17 protein-coding genes are annotated in these 18523 nt (G+C 57.7%); 10 read left to right on the forward strand and 7 right to left on the reverse strand.

The window, feature by feature from the left end:
* Positions 1-174 precede the first annotated feature (174 nt).
* Both EU557_RS09615 and EU557_RS09620 read left to right on the forward strand, forming a co-directional pair.
* Positions 175-909 carry a tetratricopeptide repeat protein gene (locus tag EU557_RS09615; RefSeq protein WP_135530159.1) on the forward strand — a complete coding sequence of 245 codons (735 nt, stop codon included), beginning with the start codon at positions 175-177 and terminating at the stop codon, positions 907-909.
* A gap of 77 nt (positions 910-986) precedes the next feature.
* Positions 987-1745 (forward strand): hypothetical protein, encoded by a 759-nt coding sequence (locus EU557_RS09620; protein WP_135530160.1) that lies wholly within the window; start codon positions 987-989, stop codon positions 1743-1745.
* 93 nt (positions 1746-1838) lie between these two features.
* On the opposite strand, the gene EU557_RS09625 is transcribed toward EU557_RS09620, so the two are convergent.
* Positions 1839-4319: a M4 family metallopeptidase gene (locus tag EU557_RS09625; protein WP_135530161.1), complete on the reverse strand. Its 2481-nt coding sequence runs from the start codon at positions 4317-4319 to the stop codon at positions 1839-1841.
* Positions 4320-4627: 308 nt separating this feature from the next.
* Here EU557_RS09625 and EU557_RS09630 point away from each other — a divergent pair, with 308 nt between their 5' ends.
* Positions 4628-5419: an SDR family oxidoreductase gene (locus EU557_RS09630; protein ID WP_135530162.1), complete on the forward strand. Its 792-nt coding sequence runs from the start codon at positions 4628-4630 to the stop codon at positions 5417-5419.
* Positions 5420-5671: 252 nt separating this feature from the next.
* Here EU557_RS09630 and EU557_RS09635 read toward each other — a convergent pair whose 3' ends face one another.
* The 3 genes from EU557_RS09635 to EU557_RS09645 form a co-directional block, all read right to left on the reverse strand.
* The gene (locus EU557_RS09635) at positions 5672-6544 is read right to left on the reverse strand and encodes an ATP-grasp domain-containing protein (protein WP_135530163.1); all 873 of its coding nucleotides are present in this window, start codon (positions 6542-6544) and stop codon (positions 5672-5674) included.
* Between the two features lie 163 nt (positions 6545-6707).
* The gene (locus tag EU557_RS09640) at positions 6708-8021 is read right to left on the reverse strand and encodes an amidohydrolase (protein WP_135530164.1); all 1314 of its coding nucleotides are present in this window, start codon (positions 8019-8021) and stop codon (positions 6708-6710) included.
* 82 nt (positions 8022-8103) lie between these two features.
* Positions 8104-9414 (reverse strand): amidohydrolase, encoded by a 1311-nt coding sequence (locus tag EU557_RS09645; protein ID WP_135530165.1) that lies wholly within the window; start codon positions 9412-9414, stop codon positions 8104-8106.
* Between the two features lie 190 nt (positions 9415-9604).
* Between EU557_RS09645 and EU557_RS09650 the strand changes: the two genes are divergently transcribed.
* On the forward strand, positions 9605-10234 hold the full coding sequence (locus EU557_RS09650; RefSeq protein ID WP_135530166.1) for a phosphatase PAP2-related protein: 630 nt from the start codon (positions 9605-9607) through the stop codon (positions 10232-10234).
* Positions 10235-10310: 76 nt separating this feature from the next.
* Here EU557_RS09650 and EU557_RS09655 read toward each other — a convergent pair whose 3' ends face one another.
* Positions 10311-11096 (reverse strand): SDR family NAD(P)-dependent oxidoreductase, encoded by a 786-nt coding sequence (locus tag EU557_RS09655; RefSeq protein ID WP_135530167.1) that lies wholly within the window; start codon positions 11094-11096, stop codon positions 10311-10313.
* A gap of 124 nt (positions 11097-11220) precedes the next feature.
* Positions 11221-12039 (reverse strand): phytanoyl-CoA dioxygenase family protein, encoded by an 819-nt coding sequence (locus tag EU557_RS09660; protein ID WP_135530168.1) that lies wholly within the window; start codon positions 12037-12039, stop codon positions 11221-11223.
* A 228-nt stretch (positions 12040-12267) separates the two neighbouring features.
* On the opposite strand from EU557_RS09660, the gene EU557_RS09665 reads away from it, so the two are divergent.
* The 5 genes from EU557_RS09665 (at position 12268) to EU557_RS09685 (ending at position 16427) form a co-directional block, all read left to right on the forward strand.
* Complete coding sequence (locus tag EU557_RS09665; RefSeq protein WP_135530169.1) at positions 12268-13041, forward strand: WG repeat-containing protein; 774 nt, start codon at positions 12268-12270, stop codon at positions 13039-13041.
* An 83-nt stretch (positions 13042-13124) separates the two neighbouring features.
* The gene (locus EU557_RS09670; protein WP_135530170.1) at positions 13125-13775 is read left to right on the forward strand and encodes an energy transducer TonB; all 651 of its coding nucleotides are present in this window, start codon (positions 13125-13127) and stop codon (positions 13773-13775) included.
* Between the two features lie 40 nt (positions 13776-13815).
* Positions 13816-14292 carry an energy transducer TonB gene (locus EU557_RS09675; RefSeq protein WP_167855148.1) on the forward strand — a complete coding sequence of 159 codons (477 nt, stop codon included), beginning with the start codon at positions 13816-13818 and terminating at the stop codon, positions 14290-14292.
* Positions 14293-14365: 73 nt separating this feature from the next.
* Complete coding sequence (locus tag EU557_RS09680; RefSeq protein WP_135530172.1) at positions 14366-15922, forward strand: hydroxymethylglutaryl-CoA reductase; 1557 nt, start codon at positions 14366-14368, stop codon at positions 15920-15922.
* A gap of 139 nt (positions 15923-16061) precedes the next feature.
* Positions 16062-16427, forward strand: a complete 366-nt coding sequence (locus tag EU557_RS09685; RefSeq protein WP_135530173.1) for a hypothetical protein — start codon at positions 16062-16064, stop codon at positions 16425-16427.
* Between the two features lie 140 nt (positions 16428-16567).
* On the opposite strand, the gene argH is transcribed toward EU557_RS09685, so the two are convergent.
* Positions 16568-17881 (reverse strand): argininosuccinate lyase, encoded by a 1314-nt coding sequence (gene argH, locus EU557_RS09690; protein WP_135530174.1) that lies wholly within the window; start codon positions 17879-17881, stop codon positions 16568-16570.
* A 187-nt stretch (positions 17882-18068) separates the two neighbouring features.
* Here argH and EU557_RS09695 point away from each other — a divergent pair, with 187 nt between their 5' ends.
* A complete protein-coding gene (locus tag EU557_RS09695; protein WP_135530175.1) occupies positions 18069-18515 on the forward strand; it encodes a VOC family protein in 447 nt (148 codons plus the stop codon).
* Positions 18516-18523 lie beyond the last annotated feature (8 nt).

Below are 18523 nucleotides of genomic sequence, written 5' to 3' on the forward strand. Positions count from 1 at the left end.
GACTCCCGCCCGTTAGCTCCAACACGGTAGCTGACGGGTGCAGGAGCCTGATATACTCCATCGGGCGGGCCCCGGATTGCCGGGCTGCCTACCCAACGCGCTTACCCACTCAGGGTTGCGCTCAGCAGCTTATCTTTGGTTTTCAGCCACTCTTTCTCTGGCGTTACTTTTCTTATGAAGTCATTTAAATCAACGCTGCTTCTGGCAGCAGCCCTTTTTGTTTGGGAAGCTACCCCCGCGCTGGCCCAACGCAAAACAAAAGTTAAGACCAAGGGCGAAACTGTGGCGGTTATCACGTCGGCCAACCGCTTGCAGCCTATGTTTGGCGGGCTTTCTCCGGCACAGGCAGAGCAAGCCGTGGGCCCCGCTTTCTTGGCAGATATCTCCCGCAGCTTCGCCTCCCGCGAAGAGGCTAGTCGTTTTTTCTCCACCAAAGGCTACGAGTACCTCAGCGAGAACCAGGCCGATACTGCCCAATACCGCTTTAACCTGGCTTGGCTGCTAGACCAGAAAAACCCCGATGCTTATCGGGGCTTGGGCATCATTGCCAGCCAAAAGGCTACGCCCGAAACGGCCATTGGCTTGCTGAGCCAGGGCTTGGCCTTTGACCCAAAGAACGCCAACCTGCTCAACGACTTAGGCGCCTGCTACCTCATCGTGTATGAGCAGTCTAAAAAGAGAAAAGACCTGACCACCGCCGCTACTTACCTGGAGCAATCGGTGGCGCAGCCCGCCGCTCCCGCCGACGCATGGCAGCAGATGGCACGTGTGTATTTCTACCAGGAGAAGTACCCGCAGGCCTGGGAAGCCATTCATCAGGGCCAGAAGCTGAGCGTGAGCAGCCTCGACTTTGATCTTATTTCCGACCTCATCGCGAAGCTTCCCGACCCCGCCGGCCAATTCAAATAAACCCAGCCTCCCCGACGTTGTACAACAGTCGGCGCCTTGGTGGCGTATGCCGTAGCCTCTCACCAACTTCCCTTCGCGTGAACCTTCGACCTCTGCTTCCCACCCTATTGCTGTTATCTGTTGTTGCCACTGAGCAAGCTACCGCGCAGGATGGCGGCCCCGAACGCCGCCGCCGGCACTACGACAGCAACGCCCGCCCCTACTTCCGCGGGCCCGTGCGCTTCACCCTAGGCCTAGGCGCCGGTTTTTATAATGGCGACATTACTGGCAGCCTCGGCGACCAGTTAGTGGGGCCGAGTGCCAGCTTGGGCCTCTTGTACAAGTTCAGACCGCACTGGCTGGTGGGGGGCGAGGCCACCTACTTTCAGCTTGGAGCCAAAGACCATATTCCGGAGCGAAATTTGGCTTTCCGCGGCCGCAACGGTTCGGGGGTGGCCTTTTTGCGCTGGGAACCCTTCCGCGATGAAGGGGCCTACGCCGACCCGCGCAGCCCGGCTGCCCTGGTGAAGCCCTATCTGAAAGCAGGTGCTGGCTTTTTGCTCTACAACCCCGAGGCCTACACGGGCACCGAGCGCCCCGCCAATAATACCAACTTCTTAAGCCCCGAGCGGCTTGATTACCCGGCCCTGACGGTAGTGGCGCCGGTGGGTGTGGGGGTTACGCTGCGGCTTACGCCCAAGCTCAATGCTTCCATCGAAGGCAGCTACTATTTCACGGCTACCGACCAATTGGATGATGTAAGTCCTGCCTCAGGCCGCTCAATCTCCGACAAGAACCGCAATGACGGCTACGGCCTAGCCGAGATAAAGCTGGAATACGCACCTTGGCGCCGCTAGGCCAGCATGGCAGGCGTAAGACCTGTCAGGAATACACAAATAAAAAAGGGCCCACCGTTTTGGTGGGCCCTTTTTGTTGGCTGAAGCACTTGACTATTGCTTCATGAAGCGCTGATGGAAAGTTTTCTGTCCGTCGCTTACGGTGAGCAGGTAGAGACCCTTGCTCAGAGCCGAAACATGTAGCTGACCATTCTCGAAGCGGGCACCTACTGCCTTAGCACCACGCAAGTCGGTGATAGTGGCAGACTTTACCTCGGCGCCGTTGGGCAGGGCAATGTTGAGCACATCGGTGGCGGGGTTGGGGTATACTTCCAGCTGCTTGGCTACTTCCATGCCGAGCGTGGTACCGCCTGCCAGCGAAGGCAATGGCTCTGGGGCCAGCGTGCCACCGCTGATGTTGAGGGTGTAGTCCTCAGTTTCGCCGTAGCTATAGGTGCCGCAGCTGGTGGTAGCCGAAGCATCACTCACGATTACGCGCATCCGGGTAGTACCGCTCTTGGCCGTGGTGGGCACCGTGAAGGTGCTGGTGAGCGTGCCGCTGCTAGAGGAAGAGCCTGACACAACCAGTTCGCCGGCATCGGTAAACACGCCGTTCTGGTTGTAGTCGATGTACACTTTCCAGTACTCAGTGTAGGCTGTGGAGGCGAAGCCCGCCGAGAAGCTAATGGTCTGAGAAGAGCCAGCTGCTACTGAGGTAGAGGAAGCCGTGCCATTGTAATAGCCGCCATCAGCGCCCGAAGTACGGGCAATAGTGCCCAGCTTTACATAATCAATCCACTCGTAGGCCACGCTGGTGCCTTTTGAGTCACAGTAGGCCACTGTGGTAGGCGGCGGTGTAGTGCCACCAGCAGCAGAGCCCACCCCTACCGCGTACCAAGCATTGGTAACAGCCGTTACCTGCGCCGAGCCCGCGCCGTACAAATCCGTAGCAGCTGAGATAGACGCCGTGCGCGCATTGGCAAACGTAGAGGAAGCGGTGAGGTATACGCTCTCCGTGCGGTAGGCAATCTTAGCGGCAGCATCAAGCCCCACACCCGTTACCGAGTAAGCGCTGCTGATGTCGTTGGTACCGGAGCCGCCCTGAGCGAGCAGGTAGAACCAGAAGTTCAGCACGCCCGAGTTAGTATGTACTCCGCCGTAGTCGTTAGATGAGGTTGGGGAGGTGGTAGTAGCTTTCCAGTAGGTGCCTTTGTAGGTGTCGGGCTGGCCGTACGTGTTGGGGCTGCTCATGGAGCGCAGCGCGCCTCCGCTTTTCTTGATTTCCTCGCCAATCAGCCAGGTAGACTTGCCAGTGAGACCGTAAACCCCCACCGTGTAGGCCTCTACGCAAGCACCCCAGATATCAGAGAAGCCTTCGTTCATAGCGCCTGACTCGTTCTGGTAGGCCAGGTTAGCAGTTTTCTCGCACACGGCATGCCCAATTTCATGGCCGCACACATCTAGGGCGGCCAGGGGCTTGAAGGTGGTGGCCCCGTCGCCGTAAGTCATTACCGAGCCATTCCAATATGCATTCTCGAAGCCTACACCATCGCCGGGCGTGTCGTCGAAGTGCACGTAGCTCTTGATTTTAGCACCCGCATTGTCAAAGGAATTGCGGTTGTGCGTTGCCTTCCAATAGTCGTACGTGGCTTGGGCGCCGAAGTGGGCATCGCCGGCCACGTTGTCGAAGTTGGCGTTGTTGTACTCTGTAGCCGTCCAGTTGTTGTCGGCGTCAATGAAGTCGGTAGCGGCGGTGTAGCTACTGCCTTTCTTGGCATTATAGGTTTCAATACCCAGGCCGCGCGTAACCTCCCGCAGGTTGTAGCCACCCGTAGTGGTGCCATTAGCTAAAGAGCGGGTGCCGCTGTAGGCGGTAGCAAACGTAGCCGTAGCGGCCGCATGCTTAATGATGTTGTCTTGTAGAACCACCTCGCCGGAGTGAGCATCTACGTAAATGTAGGCCCGGCTCACGGGCTGCTGCGCATAGATGTTAAATTTCCAGGCCAGGGTAGGCTTACCCGCCAGGGCCTGATCAGCCGTGCGGGAGTTGCGCACAATCACCAGCTCGCCCTTGGGTAAGTACGTGGCGTTATCATTGTTCTCCAGAATCTTCAGGCCAGCCTCTTCGCGGGCGTCCTGCCACATGTACTTCTGAGCTCCTACAAAGGCCATGGCCCGCTGCAGCGCCGCCTGCGCGTTCAGCGAAGGAGTGGTGTTGAGCCCTTTGATACGCTCAAACTGACCGCTAATGCTAGCTACATCATTCTGACGGGCGTGCACCGTGTAAGAAGCCTGCTCTACTTTGATGCCTTTGTAGTACTGATTGTACTTCTCGTGCACGTAGCCCAGTTCGTCGATGTCGGTTTTGGCTCGCAGCAGCTGGTCTTCGGAAGTGAGCTGCAGTTGTTCTTTCAGCACTTGGTCGGCTTGGCTGAGCTTATACGCGCCGCTTTGCGCTTTGAACTCAACCAGGAAGGGGGTGCCATTGTCATTAAGCTCCTTGCTCTGTACGCGGGATAAGTCCTGGGCGTGTGCACTAGAAACAGCCAGGCCGCCGAGCAACAGCAAAGCTGCCGCAGGGTATTTGTTTGCCATAAAAGAAAGTTGGTTGTGGAAAAGAGGGGAAGACTGAGCTCTTATTTCGGTCTGCACGGGGCAGAACTGTAATAGGAGGCCACCAAATTAATCATTTTTTAATATTCACCTTCTTTTTCTGCAAATTTTACATGTATAAACACTCATTTTTTGCCGATTCATTAATGATATTCCTCTGTTCTATCAACTATTGTAAAATGCAACCCTTCTGATGTGTAGCTATTTACTTTGCCACTCTCCCAAGGAAGACCGTATACCGGCTGATAAGAGACCAACATAATTTTATACATTTCTAAGAAGCTGATTTCATGGAACGCGCCACCCCTTCTAACTTTTCATCCCGCTGGTCATTACAGGGGCAGGTAGCTTTGGTTACTGGAGCCTCTAAGGGTATTGGCGCAGCCATAGCCGCCGAATTGCTGGCGCTTGGTGCTACCGTGTTGGCCGTTGCCCGCCAAGCCGATACGCTCGAAGCCCAGGTTGCAGAATGGCAGCAGCAAGGCTTTGACGCGCATGCTTTTGCCGCCGACCTCAGCCAACCCACTGAACGGCAGGCACTCTTGGCCGAGGCAGCAGGCCGGTGGCCTCAGCTACACATCTTGGTTAATAATGTGGGCACCAACATCCGCAAACCCACTACAGAATATACCTCAGAGGAGTACCGCCATCTGCTAGCTACTAACCTCGACTCGGCGTGGGAATTGAGCCGGGCGGCTTATCCATTGCTGCAAGCAGCTGGCCAGAGCAGCATTGTGAATATTTCGTCGGTGGCAGGCCTAGTGCACGTCCGGACGGGCTCCATTTATGGCATGACGAAGGCTGCCCTGGTGCAGCTCACACGTAACCTAGCGGCGGAGTGGGCCTCGGCGGGCATTCGAGTAAACTGCGTGGCCCCTTGGTACATCAAAACCCCACTGGCCAGTACCGTGCTTCAGAACGAGACGTACCTGAAGCAGGTAGTAGACCGCACCCCACTAGGCCGGGTAGGCGAGCCCGAAGAGGTAGCCTCGGCCGTGGCATTTCTCTGCCTGCCCGCCGCCGCGTACATCACGGGCCAAACCATCAGCGTAGACGGAGGCTTCTCCGTGAATGGCTTCTAGGTGGTGCACCTGTGAGTTTGTGAAGTTAGGAGGTGGCCTAGCAGCACTGTCAGCGCGAGGATGAACATCGCACCCGCAGGACAGCGCAGCTAGTCCCTCCTAACCGAAGAGAAAAGCGTTGAAATAAGAAAAGCCCTTACGTCCTGTGTGGACGTAAGGGCTTTTGAATAAGCCAGGTTTCAGTGGGAGTGGCCTAGCGCCAGTACGAAAGGTCTTTTGCAGTGACACTAGGCCACTACACAATTCACCGCTTTACAACTTCACTGCCAAGCCAGCCTCGTAGCGGGCAAGGGAGCCTTCGGCAGATGCTAGGTAGAGGAAGGGCTCGATGAGTTCCAGCTCCATCAGTAGCAGCTCGCCGTTAGAATCCACACCATCTACGCGGGCGTAGAGGCAGTCGGCGGCGTAGCGGGCCACGATGGCGTCGGCGGCCCGGCGCAGGTGCGCGGGGGCCTCGCGGGGCTCAATGCCGCCGCCCAGGTAGTGCTGCACCCGGAAGTCGCCGGACTTGGGCGTTTTCAACACGCAATGGCTGTACTCGCGGCCCAGATAGATCAACGACCATTCGCCTTCCTGCTGAATTTCGGGCTGGAAGGGCTGCACCAGGAAATCTTCGTGCTGAAGCAGACTAGCTAGTTGCGGCTGCCGGATAGCGGACTCTTGCTTCGTGAGGGTAAAGGTATTTTTAGCGCCACCGCTCACGGCCGGCTTCACCACCAGCTCGTCGCTACCAAGGATGTCGAACAGCTCGTCGATGTTGACCTCGCTGCCCCGGTTTAGCCAGTGCGTAGGCACAATGCTCACGCCCGCTTGCTGCATCTCCAGCAGGTACTTCTTGTTGGCGTTCCAACGCACCGTGGCTACTGGGTTGAGCATGCGCACGCCCAGCGCCTCCATCCGGTCAAGCCACTGGTAGAACTCCTCTACCCGATCAAAGTAGTCCCAGGGCGACTTCACCACTACTACATCGTAGCGCTGCCACTCAACGGACGGGTTAGTCCAGACGCGGGGCTCTACGGTGTGGCCCTGCTCGCGCAGGTAACGGGTAAGCAAGCTATCCTCGTCCTCCACATTGGGGGCAGCATATTGGGCGAGGCTCTCACAGGTAACAAGGGCAATGTTCATCACTGATTTAGACGAATGTTGAGGATTGCGCTGATGCAGAATGGCACAATCGAGGTGGGTGGTGGAGCGGAAAGGGTGGGCCGATAGCCCAACAATGCGCTATCAGACGTAATGCCTCCTCAGCGGTTGCTTCAGCTCGCTGATAGCACAGAAGCTGAGCCAGTTACTTTTTGCCCGCGGTTAAATAGTCGGCGGCAAGGGTGGCCAGCGTTTTCACGCCCAGCGTCAGGCCGCTTTCATCAATGAAGAAACCGGCGGTGTGGTGCGGGGCAGTTTCAGCAGGGTTCTTGCCCTTGGGCATACCACCCACAAATACAAACAGGCCCGGCACTTTCTCCTGGAAGAACGCGAAGTCCTCGGCACCGGTCACGGCCTTCTGCACTACTACTTTGTCGGGGCCGGCCGTGCGGCGCAGGCTGGGTGCCATTTGCTCCGTCAGGCGCAGGTCGTTGAAGGTAACGGGGGCGTAGTTGGTAATTTCTACCTCGGCGGTAGCGCCGGCACTTTCGGCAATGTTGGTGGCCGTACGGCGGATAGCCGCCCAAATCTTCTGCTGCATGTCCTTGTCCAGGGTCCGGATGGTGCCGGTCAGCTCCACCTGCTCCGGAATGATGTTGTTACGCACCCCGCCATGCACCATGCCCACCGTTAGCACGGCGGCATCCTGGGTCAGCTCCGTCTGCCGACTCACAATGGTTTGCAGACCCATGATAATCTGAGCGGCCGTTACTACGGGGTCCACGGCCAACCACGGGTAGGCGCCGTGCGCTGATTTGCCTTTTACCTTGATGCTGAATACATCGGAAGAAGCCATTTCGCCGCCGGGGCGGTATTTGAGGATTCCTACTTCCGTTTGGGCATTGATGTGGACGCCGAAGATGGCATCAACCTTGGGGTTTTCGAGGGCGCCTTCTTTCACCATGAGTTTGGCGCCGCCTTCTACGCCGGGTAAAGACCCTTCCTCGGCAGGCTGGAAGATGAACTTTACGGTACCTGGCAGGTCCTTTTTCACCTGCGTGAGCACCTCAGCCGCGCCTAGCAGCATGGCCACGTGCGTATCATGGCCGCAGGCGTGCATCACGCCCACTTCCTGCCCGTTGTACATGGTGCGCGCTTTAGAAGCGAAAGGGATGTTCACGCTTTCCGTCACAGGCAGGGCGTCCATGTCGGCGCGCAGGGCTAACACGGGGCCGGGCTTGCCGCCGCGTAGTACGGCCACTACGCCGGTGCGCGCTACACCCGTTTGTACCTCCAGGCCTAGCTTTTTGAGCTGAGCTTCTACTAGGGCAGCCGTTCGTTTTTCCTCGTTACCCAGCTCCGGGTGCTCGTGAATGTCGCGGCGCCAGGCCACTACCTGGGCTTCCTGTTGAGCAGAAAGCTTGGCAATCCGGTCGTCGAGGGCCTTGTTTTGGGCGGAGGCATGGGAGATACTGCTTCCTAATAGGAGGGCTAGCAGGGCGTAATGAGGTACTCGCATAAGCAAAGGAGGCACTAAGTAGAAGACAAGACGGGGCAGAGCCCCGTGGTGAAGCGCGGCAAGTGCAGACTGGCCTAGCGCATTATTTGTTCATTTCCAGATAGTCGGTAGCTAGCGTAGCCAGCGTTTTCACGCCCAGCGTAAAGCCACTCTCATCCAGCTTGAAGCCGGCCGTGTGGTGGTCGGCGGCGGTGGCGGGGTCTTGGCCCTTGGGCATGCCACCCACAAACACAAACAGGCCCGGCACTTTTTCCTGGTACAAGGAGAAGTCCTCGGCCCAAGTGTTGGGTTTCACTTCTTTCACGTTAGCGGCGCCGCCAGCCACGGCTTGCAGGGTAGGCACCATGCGCGCCGTCAGGGCCAAATGGTTGAAGGTAACGGGCACGTACGACTCAATATTTACCTCGGCGGTAGCGCCGGCACTTTCGGCAATGTTGGTAGCCGTGCGGCGGATGGCCGCCCAAATCTGCTCCTGCGTAGCCGGGTTGAAAGCACGGATGGTACCACTCAGCTCCACATCGGCCGGGATGACGTTGTAACGTACGCCGGCTTTGAGGGTGCCTACCGTTACCACGGCTGCGTCATCGGTGAGGTTTACTTGACGGCTGACGATGGTTTGCAGGCCTACGATAATTTGGGCAGCGGTTACTACGGGGTCCACGCTGCTCCAGGGTCGGGCTCCGTGGGCACCTTTACCCAGCACTTTGATGGTAAAACGGTCGGAGCTGGCCATTTCGCCGCCAGGTCGGTAGGCCAGCTGGCCTACCTCGGTTTGGGCATTGATGTGGAGGCCGAATACGGCTTGCACCTTCGGGTTTTCGAGCACGCCCTCCTTAATCATCAACTTAGCGCCCCCTTCCACCCCGGGCAAGGAGCCCTCCTCGGCGGGCTGGAAGATAAATTTGACGGTGCCAGGAAGGTCTTTTTTCACTTGGCTCAGCACCTCAGCCGCGCCCATGAGCATGGCGGTATGCGCATCGTGGCCGCAAGCGTGCATTACTCCTACCGGTTGGCCGAGGTACGTGGTTTTGACGGTGGAGGCGAAGGCTACCCCCGAAGTTTCCGTCACAGGCAGGGCGTCCATGTCAGCGCGCAGGGCTACCACGGGGCCGGGCTTGCCACCGCGCAGGATGCCCACCACGCCCGTGCGCCCCACGCCGGTCTGGACTTCCAGGCCTAGCTTTTTCAGGTGCGCCGCCACAATACCCGCCGTTCGTTTTTCCTCGTTGCCGAGCTCAGGGTGCTGGTGAAAATCGCGCCGCCACGCAATGACTTTACTTTCTTCCTGCGCGGCCAATTGGGCAATGCGGGCATTTAGGGCAGTATTCTGGGCCAGTGCAGGAGCGGCAGCCAGCAGGGCAGCAGCAAGAGTAGCGGGGTAAAAGAACTTCATCAGCAGGCAGTAGTGCTAGGCAGTGCGGAGTACAGGTAGCCGAAAAGTACGCCGCAAACCAGCTTCAACGGAAAGCTTCGGGCAAAAAAACAGCTAGGCCAGTACTGCCTAATTTGGCGGTGGCTGTGCCAACTTGCAGCCGCGCCCAACCTGGCAGTGGTTTCGGGGTAGTGGGGCGCGGCTTTTTCTGATGAACTCACCTTCTATTTCGTGGCGAGAAGCCTGGGCACAGCCTGCGTTTCGGGGGCGGCTGCTCACGGTGCTAGGCCTGTTACTGGCGCTGGCGGCCCTGCTGCCCCGCTTCTTTGCCTGGGTGCAGGCTCGCCCCGGCCGGCTCCTCCCCGACCCGCTTCTCGCCTGGCTGCCCGCCCACGATGTATCAGGACCAGCTTTTGCGGTTATCTACCTTGGCATTGGCTTGGGCGTGGTTACATTGGCTTCGCGGCCATTGCGGTTGTTGCGGGCACTGTGGGCCTACTTGCTGCTGCATCTCTTCCGGTGCCTGACCCTATTCTTGCTGCCGCTGGAGCCACCTACTGGCCTCATCGTGCTGCGCGACCCCCTGGTGGAGCGCTTCTTTTACGCCGCTCCCACTCCCATCACCAAAGATCTGTTCTTCTCCGGCCACACGGCCACTCTGCTGCTGCTTGCGCTGGCCGTGCCGCCGGGTTGGCGCCGACAGGTGCTGGCCGTGGTCACTTTCCTGATTGCGAGCTTGGTGCTAGTACAGCATGCCCACTACACCTACGATGTGCTGGCCGCCCTGCCGCTTACCCTACTGGCCTACAAGGTGGCGGGCTTCGTAGTAAAGCCTCGCTAGCACTGGCCTAGCGCCCCTAAATGCCACGGGCCACTGCACGCTGCAGTGGCCCGTGGCATTTAGGGGGTTGGTATGTCTACTTCAGGTGCTTCTCGTAAATGCCCGCCGCAATTCGCTCGGTCAAGGATTTGGGTACGAAGCTGGTGAGCTTGGCGGATACCTTGTTGAGCGTGCCGGGAATGATTTCTGCCTCTCCGCTCAACAGGGCTGCTACCGCCGCCTGTGCCACTTGCTGGGGCGTCATGGAAACTTTGTTGGCTGTTTCCTGCAGTTGGGCGTTCATCCCGGCCCGGTCGGCAAAATCGGTAGTGGTGGAGCCGGGGCTGAGGCAGGTTACCGATACGCTGGTTTCGCGCAGCTCGTAGCGCAGCCCCCGCGAGAAGCTCAGCAAGAAGGACTTGCTAGCCGCGTAGAGCGTGAGCGTGGGCACTGCTTGGTAAGCCGCGGTGCTGGCTACATTCAGAATGTAGGCCTTAGGCTGCTTCCGTAGCTGGGGTAGCAGGGCGTGGGTCAGCTCGGTAGGGAGCAGCATGTTGAGCTGCAGCATGTTCTGCTGCTGATCGAGAGGCAACTCCTCAAACCGCCCCCACAAGCCGTAGCCGGCGTTGTTCACCAGCACGGCCAGCTCCGTAGTTTGCGCTAAGGCCCAAGCCGCTAGCTCGGCGGCGGCACCGGGTGTGGCCAGGTCAGCTGCATACACGCGGGCCTCTATGCCGTGGCGCTGCTGCAGCTCGGCAGCTAGCTGCTCCAACTGATCGGCAGACCGGGCAGCCAGCAGCAAATGGTAGCCACAGTGGGCCAACTCCATCGCCAAGGCGCGGCCAATTCCGCGGGAAGCACCAGTTATAAGGGCGTAAGGCATTGATGAAATAGTGAATCAGTAATTGAGTGGAACGGTGATTGGGTGAGTTGAAGGTTTTATCGGCATGGTCGGCCCCACATGCGCAGTCTAGGCCACTTCACTCATTCACTTAATCACTCAATCACTATTTAACCAGATGTAAAAACCGGAGATAGAAGGGCGTAGGGCTGTTTTCGTGCTTGGGCTCATACTTACCCGAGATAATGGGCACGTACATCACGCGGCGGCGGGAGGCCTCTCCTACCAGCGGCGACTGCGCCACGCGGTGCCACATGCGGCCATCGTGCACGGTAAGGTCACCAGACTCCGTTTCTACGGCTACTTCGTTGGAGTCGGGGCCTACGTCTTTGTAGTACTTCTTGCGGAAGAGGATGTCGCGCAGGCCCTGGCGGTGGGTGCCCGGAATCACGCGTAGGCCACCATTGGTGGCCGGCGTACCATCTAGGTGCACGCCCACGTTGAGCATGGGCCCGATTTTCTTGCCGTAGAACACGTCACGCAGGGAGTCGGTATGCCAGCCCATCTGTGAGAACTCGCTGCCGGTCACATTCACGTAGTGATTGATGACGAGGCCATCCTTCTCGTTTTCGCCTACGCGGCCATGCGGAGCTTCCAACAGCGGAAACAATGCCCGGAAGCGCGGGTCCTGCAGAAACTGGTGCAAAACAGGGCTGTGGTGCGAGGAGAAGGCGAAGCGCTGCACAATGGGCGAGCCATCCACGTCTTTGCCGTACTTAATGGGTACGCCATTTACCTTCTGTACCCCCTCTGCCAGCCAGCGTTGCTGCACGTCTTCAGAGGCCCGCAACAGGCTCTGAACTGTTTCAGGGGAGATAAATGCGCGGAAGTGTAAAAAGCCGTATTCGCGAAAAAAATCCAGTTGCTCCGGCGTTAAGCTGTCGCCGAGCGTGAAGCGAGGATAATTCGGTAGTGGAGAGGACATATAGCAAAGGCGGCCAAACAAACGCCTGTTGAGAAAGGGCAAAGATACAACACCAATGGTGGCCTAGAGGCAAAATCCAGCATTTCCGTTGAAAGCGGATAAAGCTCAACAACCAAAATCATTACCAGCTAGTGAAGAATGGGTGAACCAACCAATAAGTAGGCAGAAGGTTTGCACCGGACCTGTATCTTCGCCGTCATACCCAGTATCTTCCCGTTGCCCTGCCTGATGAACCGTGCCACGCTCTTATTCTTACTGGGAATGCTGGCTGTACCTCATGAGCACGCCGCGGCACAAACTGCTCCTTCGCGCTTGGTTCCGTTCCGGCAAGGGGCGCGTTGGGGCTACGCTGATCATACGCGACGCCTAGTGCTACCCGTGCGCTATGATGAGGCCGGCCCTTTTACCGGCGAAATTGCCTGGGTGCGCCAAGGCTCGCTCTACGGGTACATTGATGGCGGCGGCAACCCCGTTACACCCGTTCAGTACAGCCGGGCCAGCACATTTCGGCGCGGCCGCGCCACCGTAGAGCTCAACGGCGAAACCTTTGACATTGACCTTAGCGGCCACCGCCTAACCGAGCCCGCGCCACCCGAACCCGAAATAGAACCCCTGGAGCACGGCGACCTAGTGCGCAAAAACGGGAAAGTAGGCTTTCGCTTCACCGTTGGCACCACTAGCGTACCCGCCGAGTACGATGAGATTCAAGAGAACTACAACGGCCTGCTGTTCGTGCGCCAAGGTGCCAAGTGGGGTGTCATCAACAGTAAGGGCAAACTAATTCAGCCAGTGACCTACGATGCTATTCGCATGGAAGGCAACAGGGTATTCCCCGCCGTGCAGCGCGAAGGCCTCTGGGGCTACCTCGATGAGGAAGGCAACACCCTCACAGAACTCCGCTACCGCCAGGCCGACCCGTTCCTGGGTGACATTGCCCGCGTAATAACTGCCAACGGCCAGCCCGGCTACATCGATGCTAACGGCCAGGAGTTTTTTGAGTAAGTATGAGCCCTTTGCATGACTTAAGCTAGGAGCTGACGTTAGCAGATAAAAGCCCTATTTTCCGGTATCTATCTGCTACTGTTATGCTCCCGTTACCTATCCTGAATGTACGCCTGAATGCCTGCCCCGAAGACTGGCAGCAGATGACGCCTGTGGCGCTAGGGCACCATTGCACCCAGTGCGACCGGGTAGTACTCGACTTCACCGCCTCCACCCAGGTCGATTTAGCCGCCGCCTTTCAAAACTCTCCCGATGGCCGGGTCTGCGGGCGGTTCCGGCCCGAGCAGCTGGCTCCTAGGCCACTGCTGCGCCAAAAGTTGCGGCGGTTTCTGGTGGCGCTGCTGTTGGTGTGTGGCCTAGGCCTATCGGGGCAGGAGGCGCTGGCACAGGTGCGGAAGGCTGGGCAGCAGGCAGCGTCTCCGCAGCAACAACCCTATGGCTATGTGGAGCAAATGCCAGTTTATAAGGGAGGCCAAGAAGCTATGATGAAGTTCATGGCTGCCAATGTGCATTGGCCTGACGATGCTCCAGTTGACGTTAGTGGTAGAGTATTCGTGAAGTTTCAAATCACCGAAACCGGAGCGGTACGAGACGTACAGATAGTTAAGGGCCTGCACCCGGCGCTAGACGCAGAAGCTGTGCGAGTTGTGAAACTGTTTGATGGCAAGTTCACCCCCGGCGAGCAAAACAACCGCCCGGTATCTGTTGGCTATACTATCCCAATTGCCTTTTAGGGAATACAAGCATCGGCACCATATCGTAAGCACAAGTAAAATGATTAAGATGCTCATTCTGCTGGGAGTCATTCTACTGTACTCCTACAATCAGGCCCTAGCTCAGGTAGCTCCGGCGGCTAGTGCGTTGGCAGATACAACTTTATTGCGGAGCCGATCTGCTTCTTTACAGACAATATTCTCTCTTCCAAATTCATTTTCCAGCCCTTCGTTGATTGATACTCCTCCTCAATTTAAGGGCGGAGAGGCTGGGTTAAGACGCTTTTTGAGCCAAAATTTTCGGTTTCCTCCTGCTATGCTGCGTTACCAAATTGAAGGATGGACCGCCATACGCTTTATCGTAGATGTCAACGGTGATATCCGTAACCCAAGCGTTTACAAAAGTCTTTGCCAACCGTGGGATGATGAGGTAATGCGAGTAGTGAAACTCCTCGACCAAAAGTTTCAACCTGCCACTTATAATGGTCGGCCAGTTGCAACCCCTTATAGTCTATCTGTACCCTTTTCTATCAAGTAAAGTCCCCTCGAGCGAGCCATCTATCCGTAAACCTCCCTACTTTCCCGCACTTCCAACCTAACTCTCCCGCCCTATGCTCTTCACGCCTAGCCCCATGCTGCTTAAGCTGCTCTATACGCGCGGCAGCCTGCACAACACGCCCGAAGGAGTTGCTTTCAGCATCAAAAATCGACTTGACACGGTCCGCGTCACGCGCATCGACCACGTGCGGATTGATGGGGTGCATATCCCGGCGGAGCAGATTGCGCTAGACATGGGCGAAGGCAACGTGCGGCCCGCCGTGGCCCTCAACGCCGACGGCAGCGGCGTGAACCTGCCCGTAGGCCAGTCGGCCACATTTCACTTGGCTACGGAGCAGCTACAGGAAGGTATGCACACCGTGCAGGTGCAGTTTGCGGCCGACCCGTTTGGCGAGCTGACGGTGGAAGTAGAAGACGCCATTGCGCTACGGCCCGAAAACTGCACCCGCATTCCGCGCTCCGAGCAGGACGACTACTCGGAGGAAGCTATTCAGGCCCGCCAGCGCTTTGCCGAGGAATTCTCAGGCCAAGAGTTTCAGCACCTGAAGCATTACTCCTTCGATGCCCACGATCTGCAGGGCAATTGTGAGCATTTCACGGGCGTAGCGCAGATTCCGATAGGCCTAGCTGGCCCCTTGCACGTGAATGGCGAGCACGCCCAAGGCGACTTCCTCATCCCCATGGCTACCACCGAAGGCACGCTGGTAGCCAGCTACAACCGCGGCATTCAGGTGCTCAACCTCTGCGGCGGCGTGAAGTGTACCGTCATCGGCGACGCCATGCAGCGGGCCCCGGTTTTCGTGTTTGATGATGCCCGCGGGGCCCGCGACTTTGGCAGGTGGGTAGAAGAGGAAATTGAGCGCATTCGGCCCGAGGCCGAAAGCACCTCCCGCGTGGCCAAGCTCCAGTACATTGATACCTACCTGGCCAATAAATTTGCCTACCTGCGTTTCAACTTCAGCACCGGCGACGCGGCGGGCCAGAACATGGTGGGCCGCGCCACCTTCGCCGCCTGCTCCTGGATTCTGGAGCACTACAAGGGCGCACCCATCCGCCACTTCTACCTCGAATCGAACTTCGCCACCGACAAAAAGGCCTCTCAAATCAACGTGATGCGCACTCGCGGCAAGCGTGTAGTAGCCGAGGCCGTCATCAAGCGCGACATCCTGCAGCAACGCATGCGCGTAACGCCCGAACAACTGGCCTACCACGGCCAAGTGAGCAACGTGGGTGCCTTCCTCTCCGGGGCCAACAACAACGGTGCCCACTCCGCCAACGGCATCACGGCCATGTTCATAGCCACCGGCCAGGATGTAGCCAACGTGTCGGAATCCTCGGCCGGGGTGCTGTACTCCGAAGTCACGAAGGAAGGCGACTTGTACCTGAGCATCACCATTCCCTCGCTCATCGTGGCTACCCACGGCGGCGGCACTGGCCTAGCCACCCAAAACGAGTGCCTGCGCATGCTAGGCTGCGTGGGACGGGGCACCGTGAACAAGTTCGCCGAGATTGTGGCCGGCGTGGTGCTGGCCGGGGAGCTCAGCCTCGGTTCGGCCATCAGCAGCTCCGACTGGGTAAGCTCCCACGAACAATACGGCCGCAATCGGTAGCGAATCAATCTACCCAGTATCCCTCACTACATATCAACTAATTATGCCAAGTCTATCATCCTGGTCATTCTCCGCAAGCTTAGGTCTATTCCTTGTAAGCTTAACAGCTACCGCCCAGACCGCTCCTGCGCCAGCTCCCATGCCGAACGCGGTTTTACCCAGTCAGCAAATGAAGCCGCAGTTTGAAGGGCGCAGTCTTTACACCTATGTTGAGCAAATGCCTGTTTACTCAGATGGGGGGAAAGAAGGCCTTCAGACATTCATCAGCAGCCACGTACGTGGCTCAGCCAAAGGCAGCGGGGCCTACGTCACCTTCATCATCGACCAAACCGGCAAGGCCCGCCGCCCTGCCTTGGGCACGCAGCCTGCAGAATCGGAAGCATCCATTGATCCGGCTTTAGCTACTGCTTTTAGCGATATCAAACCCTTCAACCCCGGCCACCAAAACGGCAAACCGGCAGACGTTCGGCTGACGATGAGAATAGCCGGACCACTGAAGAAGTAGCGCTCAGCTTTTGCCAACTATAAAGTACGTCATCCTGAGCAGAGCGAAGGACCTTATCACGCAAGAACGACTGGCCTAGCGCCTTGTGCTGCCGTGGTAAGATCCTTCACTCTGCTCAGGATGACGTGCTTTTTGGCTGCTTACTTCTTCTCGCCTTTCACTAGGCCACTCTTCTCCCGCAGGCGTGCCACCTTCGCCTGAATCACTTCCAGTCCTAGATTATGCACGCTGCCTAGGTGGGTGGTGTGAAACTCCTTATGGGGCAGGTAGCTGCCGTCTTCCACGGCTAGGCCTACCTGCTTGTAAGCGGTGCGGAATGGGGTACCGCTTTGAATGAGCTGGTTGATGTTTTCAACGGTGAACACGGCGTCGTACTTCTCCTGGTTCAGCAGATTGGGCTTGATGCGCAGCTGGGGCAGGGCGAAGAGCACGATGTCGAGGATGTCGAGGAACTGCGTCATGGGCTCGAAGAGCAGTTCCTTTAGAATCTGGAAGTCGCGGTGGTAGCCGCTGGGCAGGTTGCTGGTGGCCAGCATGAGCGTGTTGGGCAGGGCCTGCAAAGCATTACAGCGGGCCCGGATCAGCTCAAATACATCGGGGTTTTTCTTGTGGGGCATGATGCTGGAGCCGGTGGTAAACTCCTTAGGCAGCTCCACAAAGGCCATGTCCTGCCCATTGTACATCACCAGGTCGTAGGCCATTTTGGCGAGGGTGGCAGCCATGCCGGCCAAGGCAAAAGCTACCGTCTTCTCGGTTTTGCCGCGCAGCATTTGGGCACCCACACTGCTCACAGCCAGGTTGCTGAACCCCATTTCCCTAGTGGTCATCAGGCGGTCAATAGGGAAGCTGCTGCCGAAGCCAGCCCCTGAGCCGAGCGGGTTCTGGTCGGCTACGGTGTGGGCAGCTTCAAACAGGGCCAGGTCCAGCAGCAGGTGCTCTGCGTAGGCGGAAAACCATAGCCCGAAGGAGCTGGGCATGGCCGCTTGAAAGTGTGTGTAGCCGGGCATCAGGTCTTCCTTGTGCGCCTCGGCTTTCTGCAGCAGCACCTGCACCAACTCCAGGGTTTTAGCCGCAGCACGCTCGGTGTAGTCTTTCAGAAACAGTTGAATAGCCGTGAGCACCTGATCGTTGCGGGAGCGGGCGGTGTGAATTTTCTTACCCGCGTCGCCGAACTTCTCGGTGAGGTAGTACTCAATCTTGGAGTGCACATCCTCAAACTCCGCCTCAATGGTGAAGGTGCCATCCTCTATCTGCGTGGCCAGTTCTGTGAGGCCCTGCTGGAGCTGCTGGTTTTCGTCCTCTGAGAGTAGCCCGGCTTTCGCCAGCATATTGGCCTGGGCTTTGGAAGCCTGCACGTCGAACTGCGCGAGGTACATATCCAGCTCCCGGTCGCGGCCCACGGTGAACTGTTCAATCTTCTTATCGACGGCAATGCCCTTGTCCCAGATTTTCATGTGTTAACTACGTATGGTTCCGGCACCAGACCGGGAGATGAGTGCTACGTTTTATCGGTTCAGGTGGGCTTGTACCGGCGTGAAACTGCCGAGTCGTAAACCGCCCGTTTTTTGTCGCTTTCGGCCTCATTGCCGGGTAAAGCGGGCACTACCTTTACCTCAGCGCAACCGTCAACTTCCACCAGTTATGCAGAAAATCACCACATTCCTGACGTTCAACGATAAGGCCGAGGCAGCAGCAACGCTTTACACCAGCATTTTCAAGGATTCAAAAATTACTCGCGTGACAAACCTGCCGGATGGCAGCGTGATGACGGTGGAGTTTGAGTTAGCAGAGCAAAAGTACATTGCTCTGAATGGTGGGCCGCACTTCACCTTCAGCACGGGCATTTCGTTGGCGGTAAGCTGCGTCGATCAGGCTGAAATTGATGCGCTATGGGAAAAACTCACGGCCAATGGCGGTGAACCAGGCCGGTGCGGGTGGCTGAAAGATCCATTTGGTGTATCCTGGCAGATAATTCCGCAGAATATGAGCCAGCTGTTGCGTAGCGCCGACCCCGCCCTGGCCCAGCGCAAGGTGGCGGCCATGATGCAAATGCAGAAGATTGACATTGCCACGCTGGAACAGGCCTAGACGCCGTT

The organism is Hymenobacter wooponensis (assembly GCF_004745865.1).
Taxonomy (GTDB): domain Bacteria; phylum Bacteroidota; class Bacteroidia; order Cytophagales; family Hymenobacteraceae; genus Hymenobacter; species Hymenobacter wooponensis.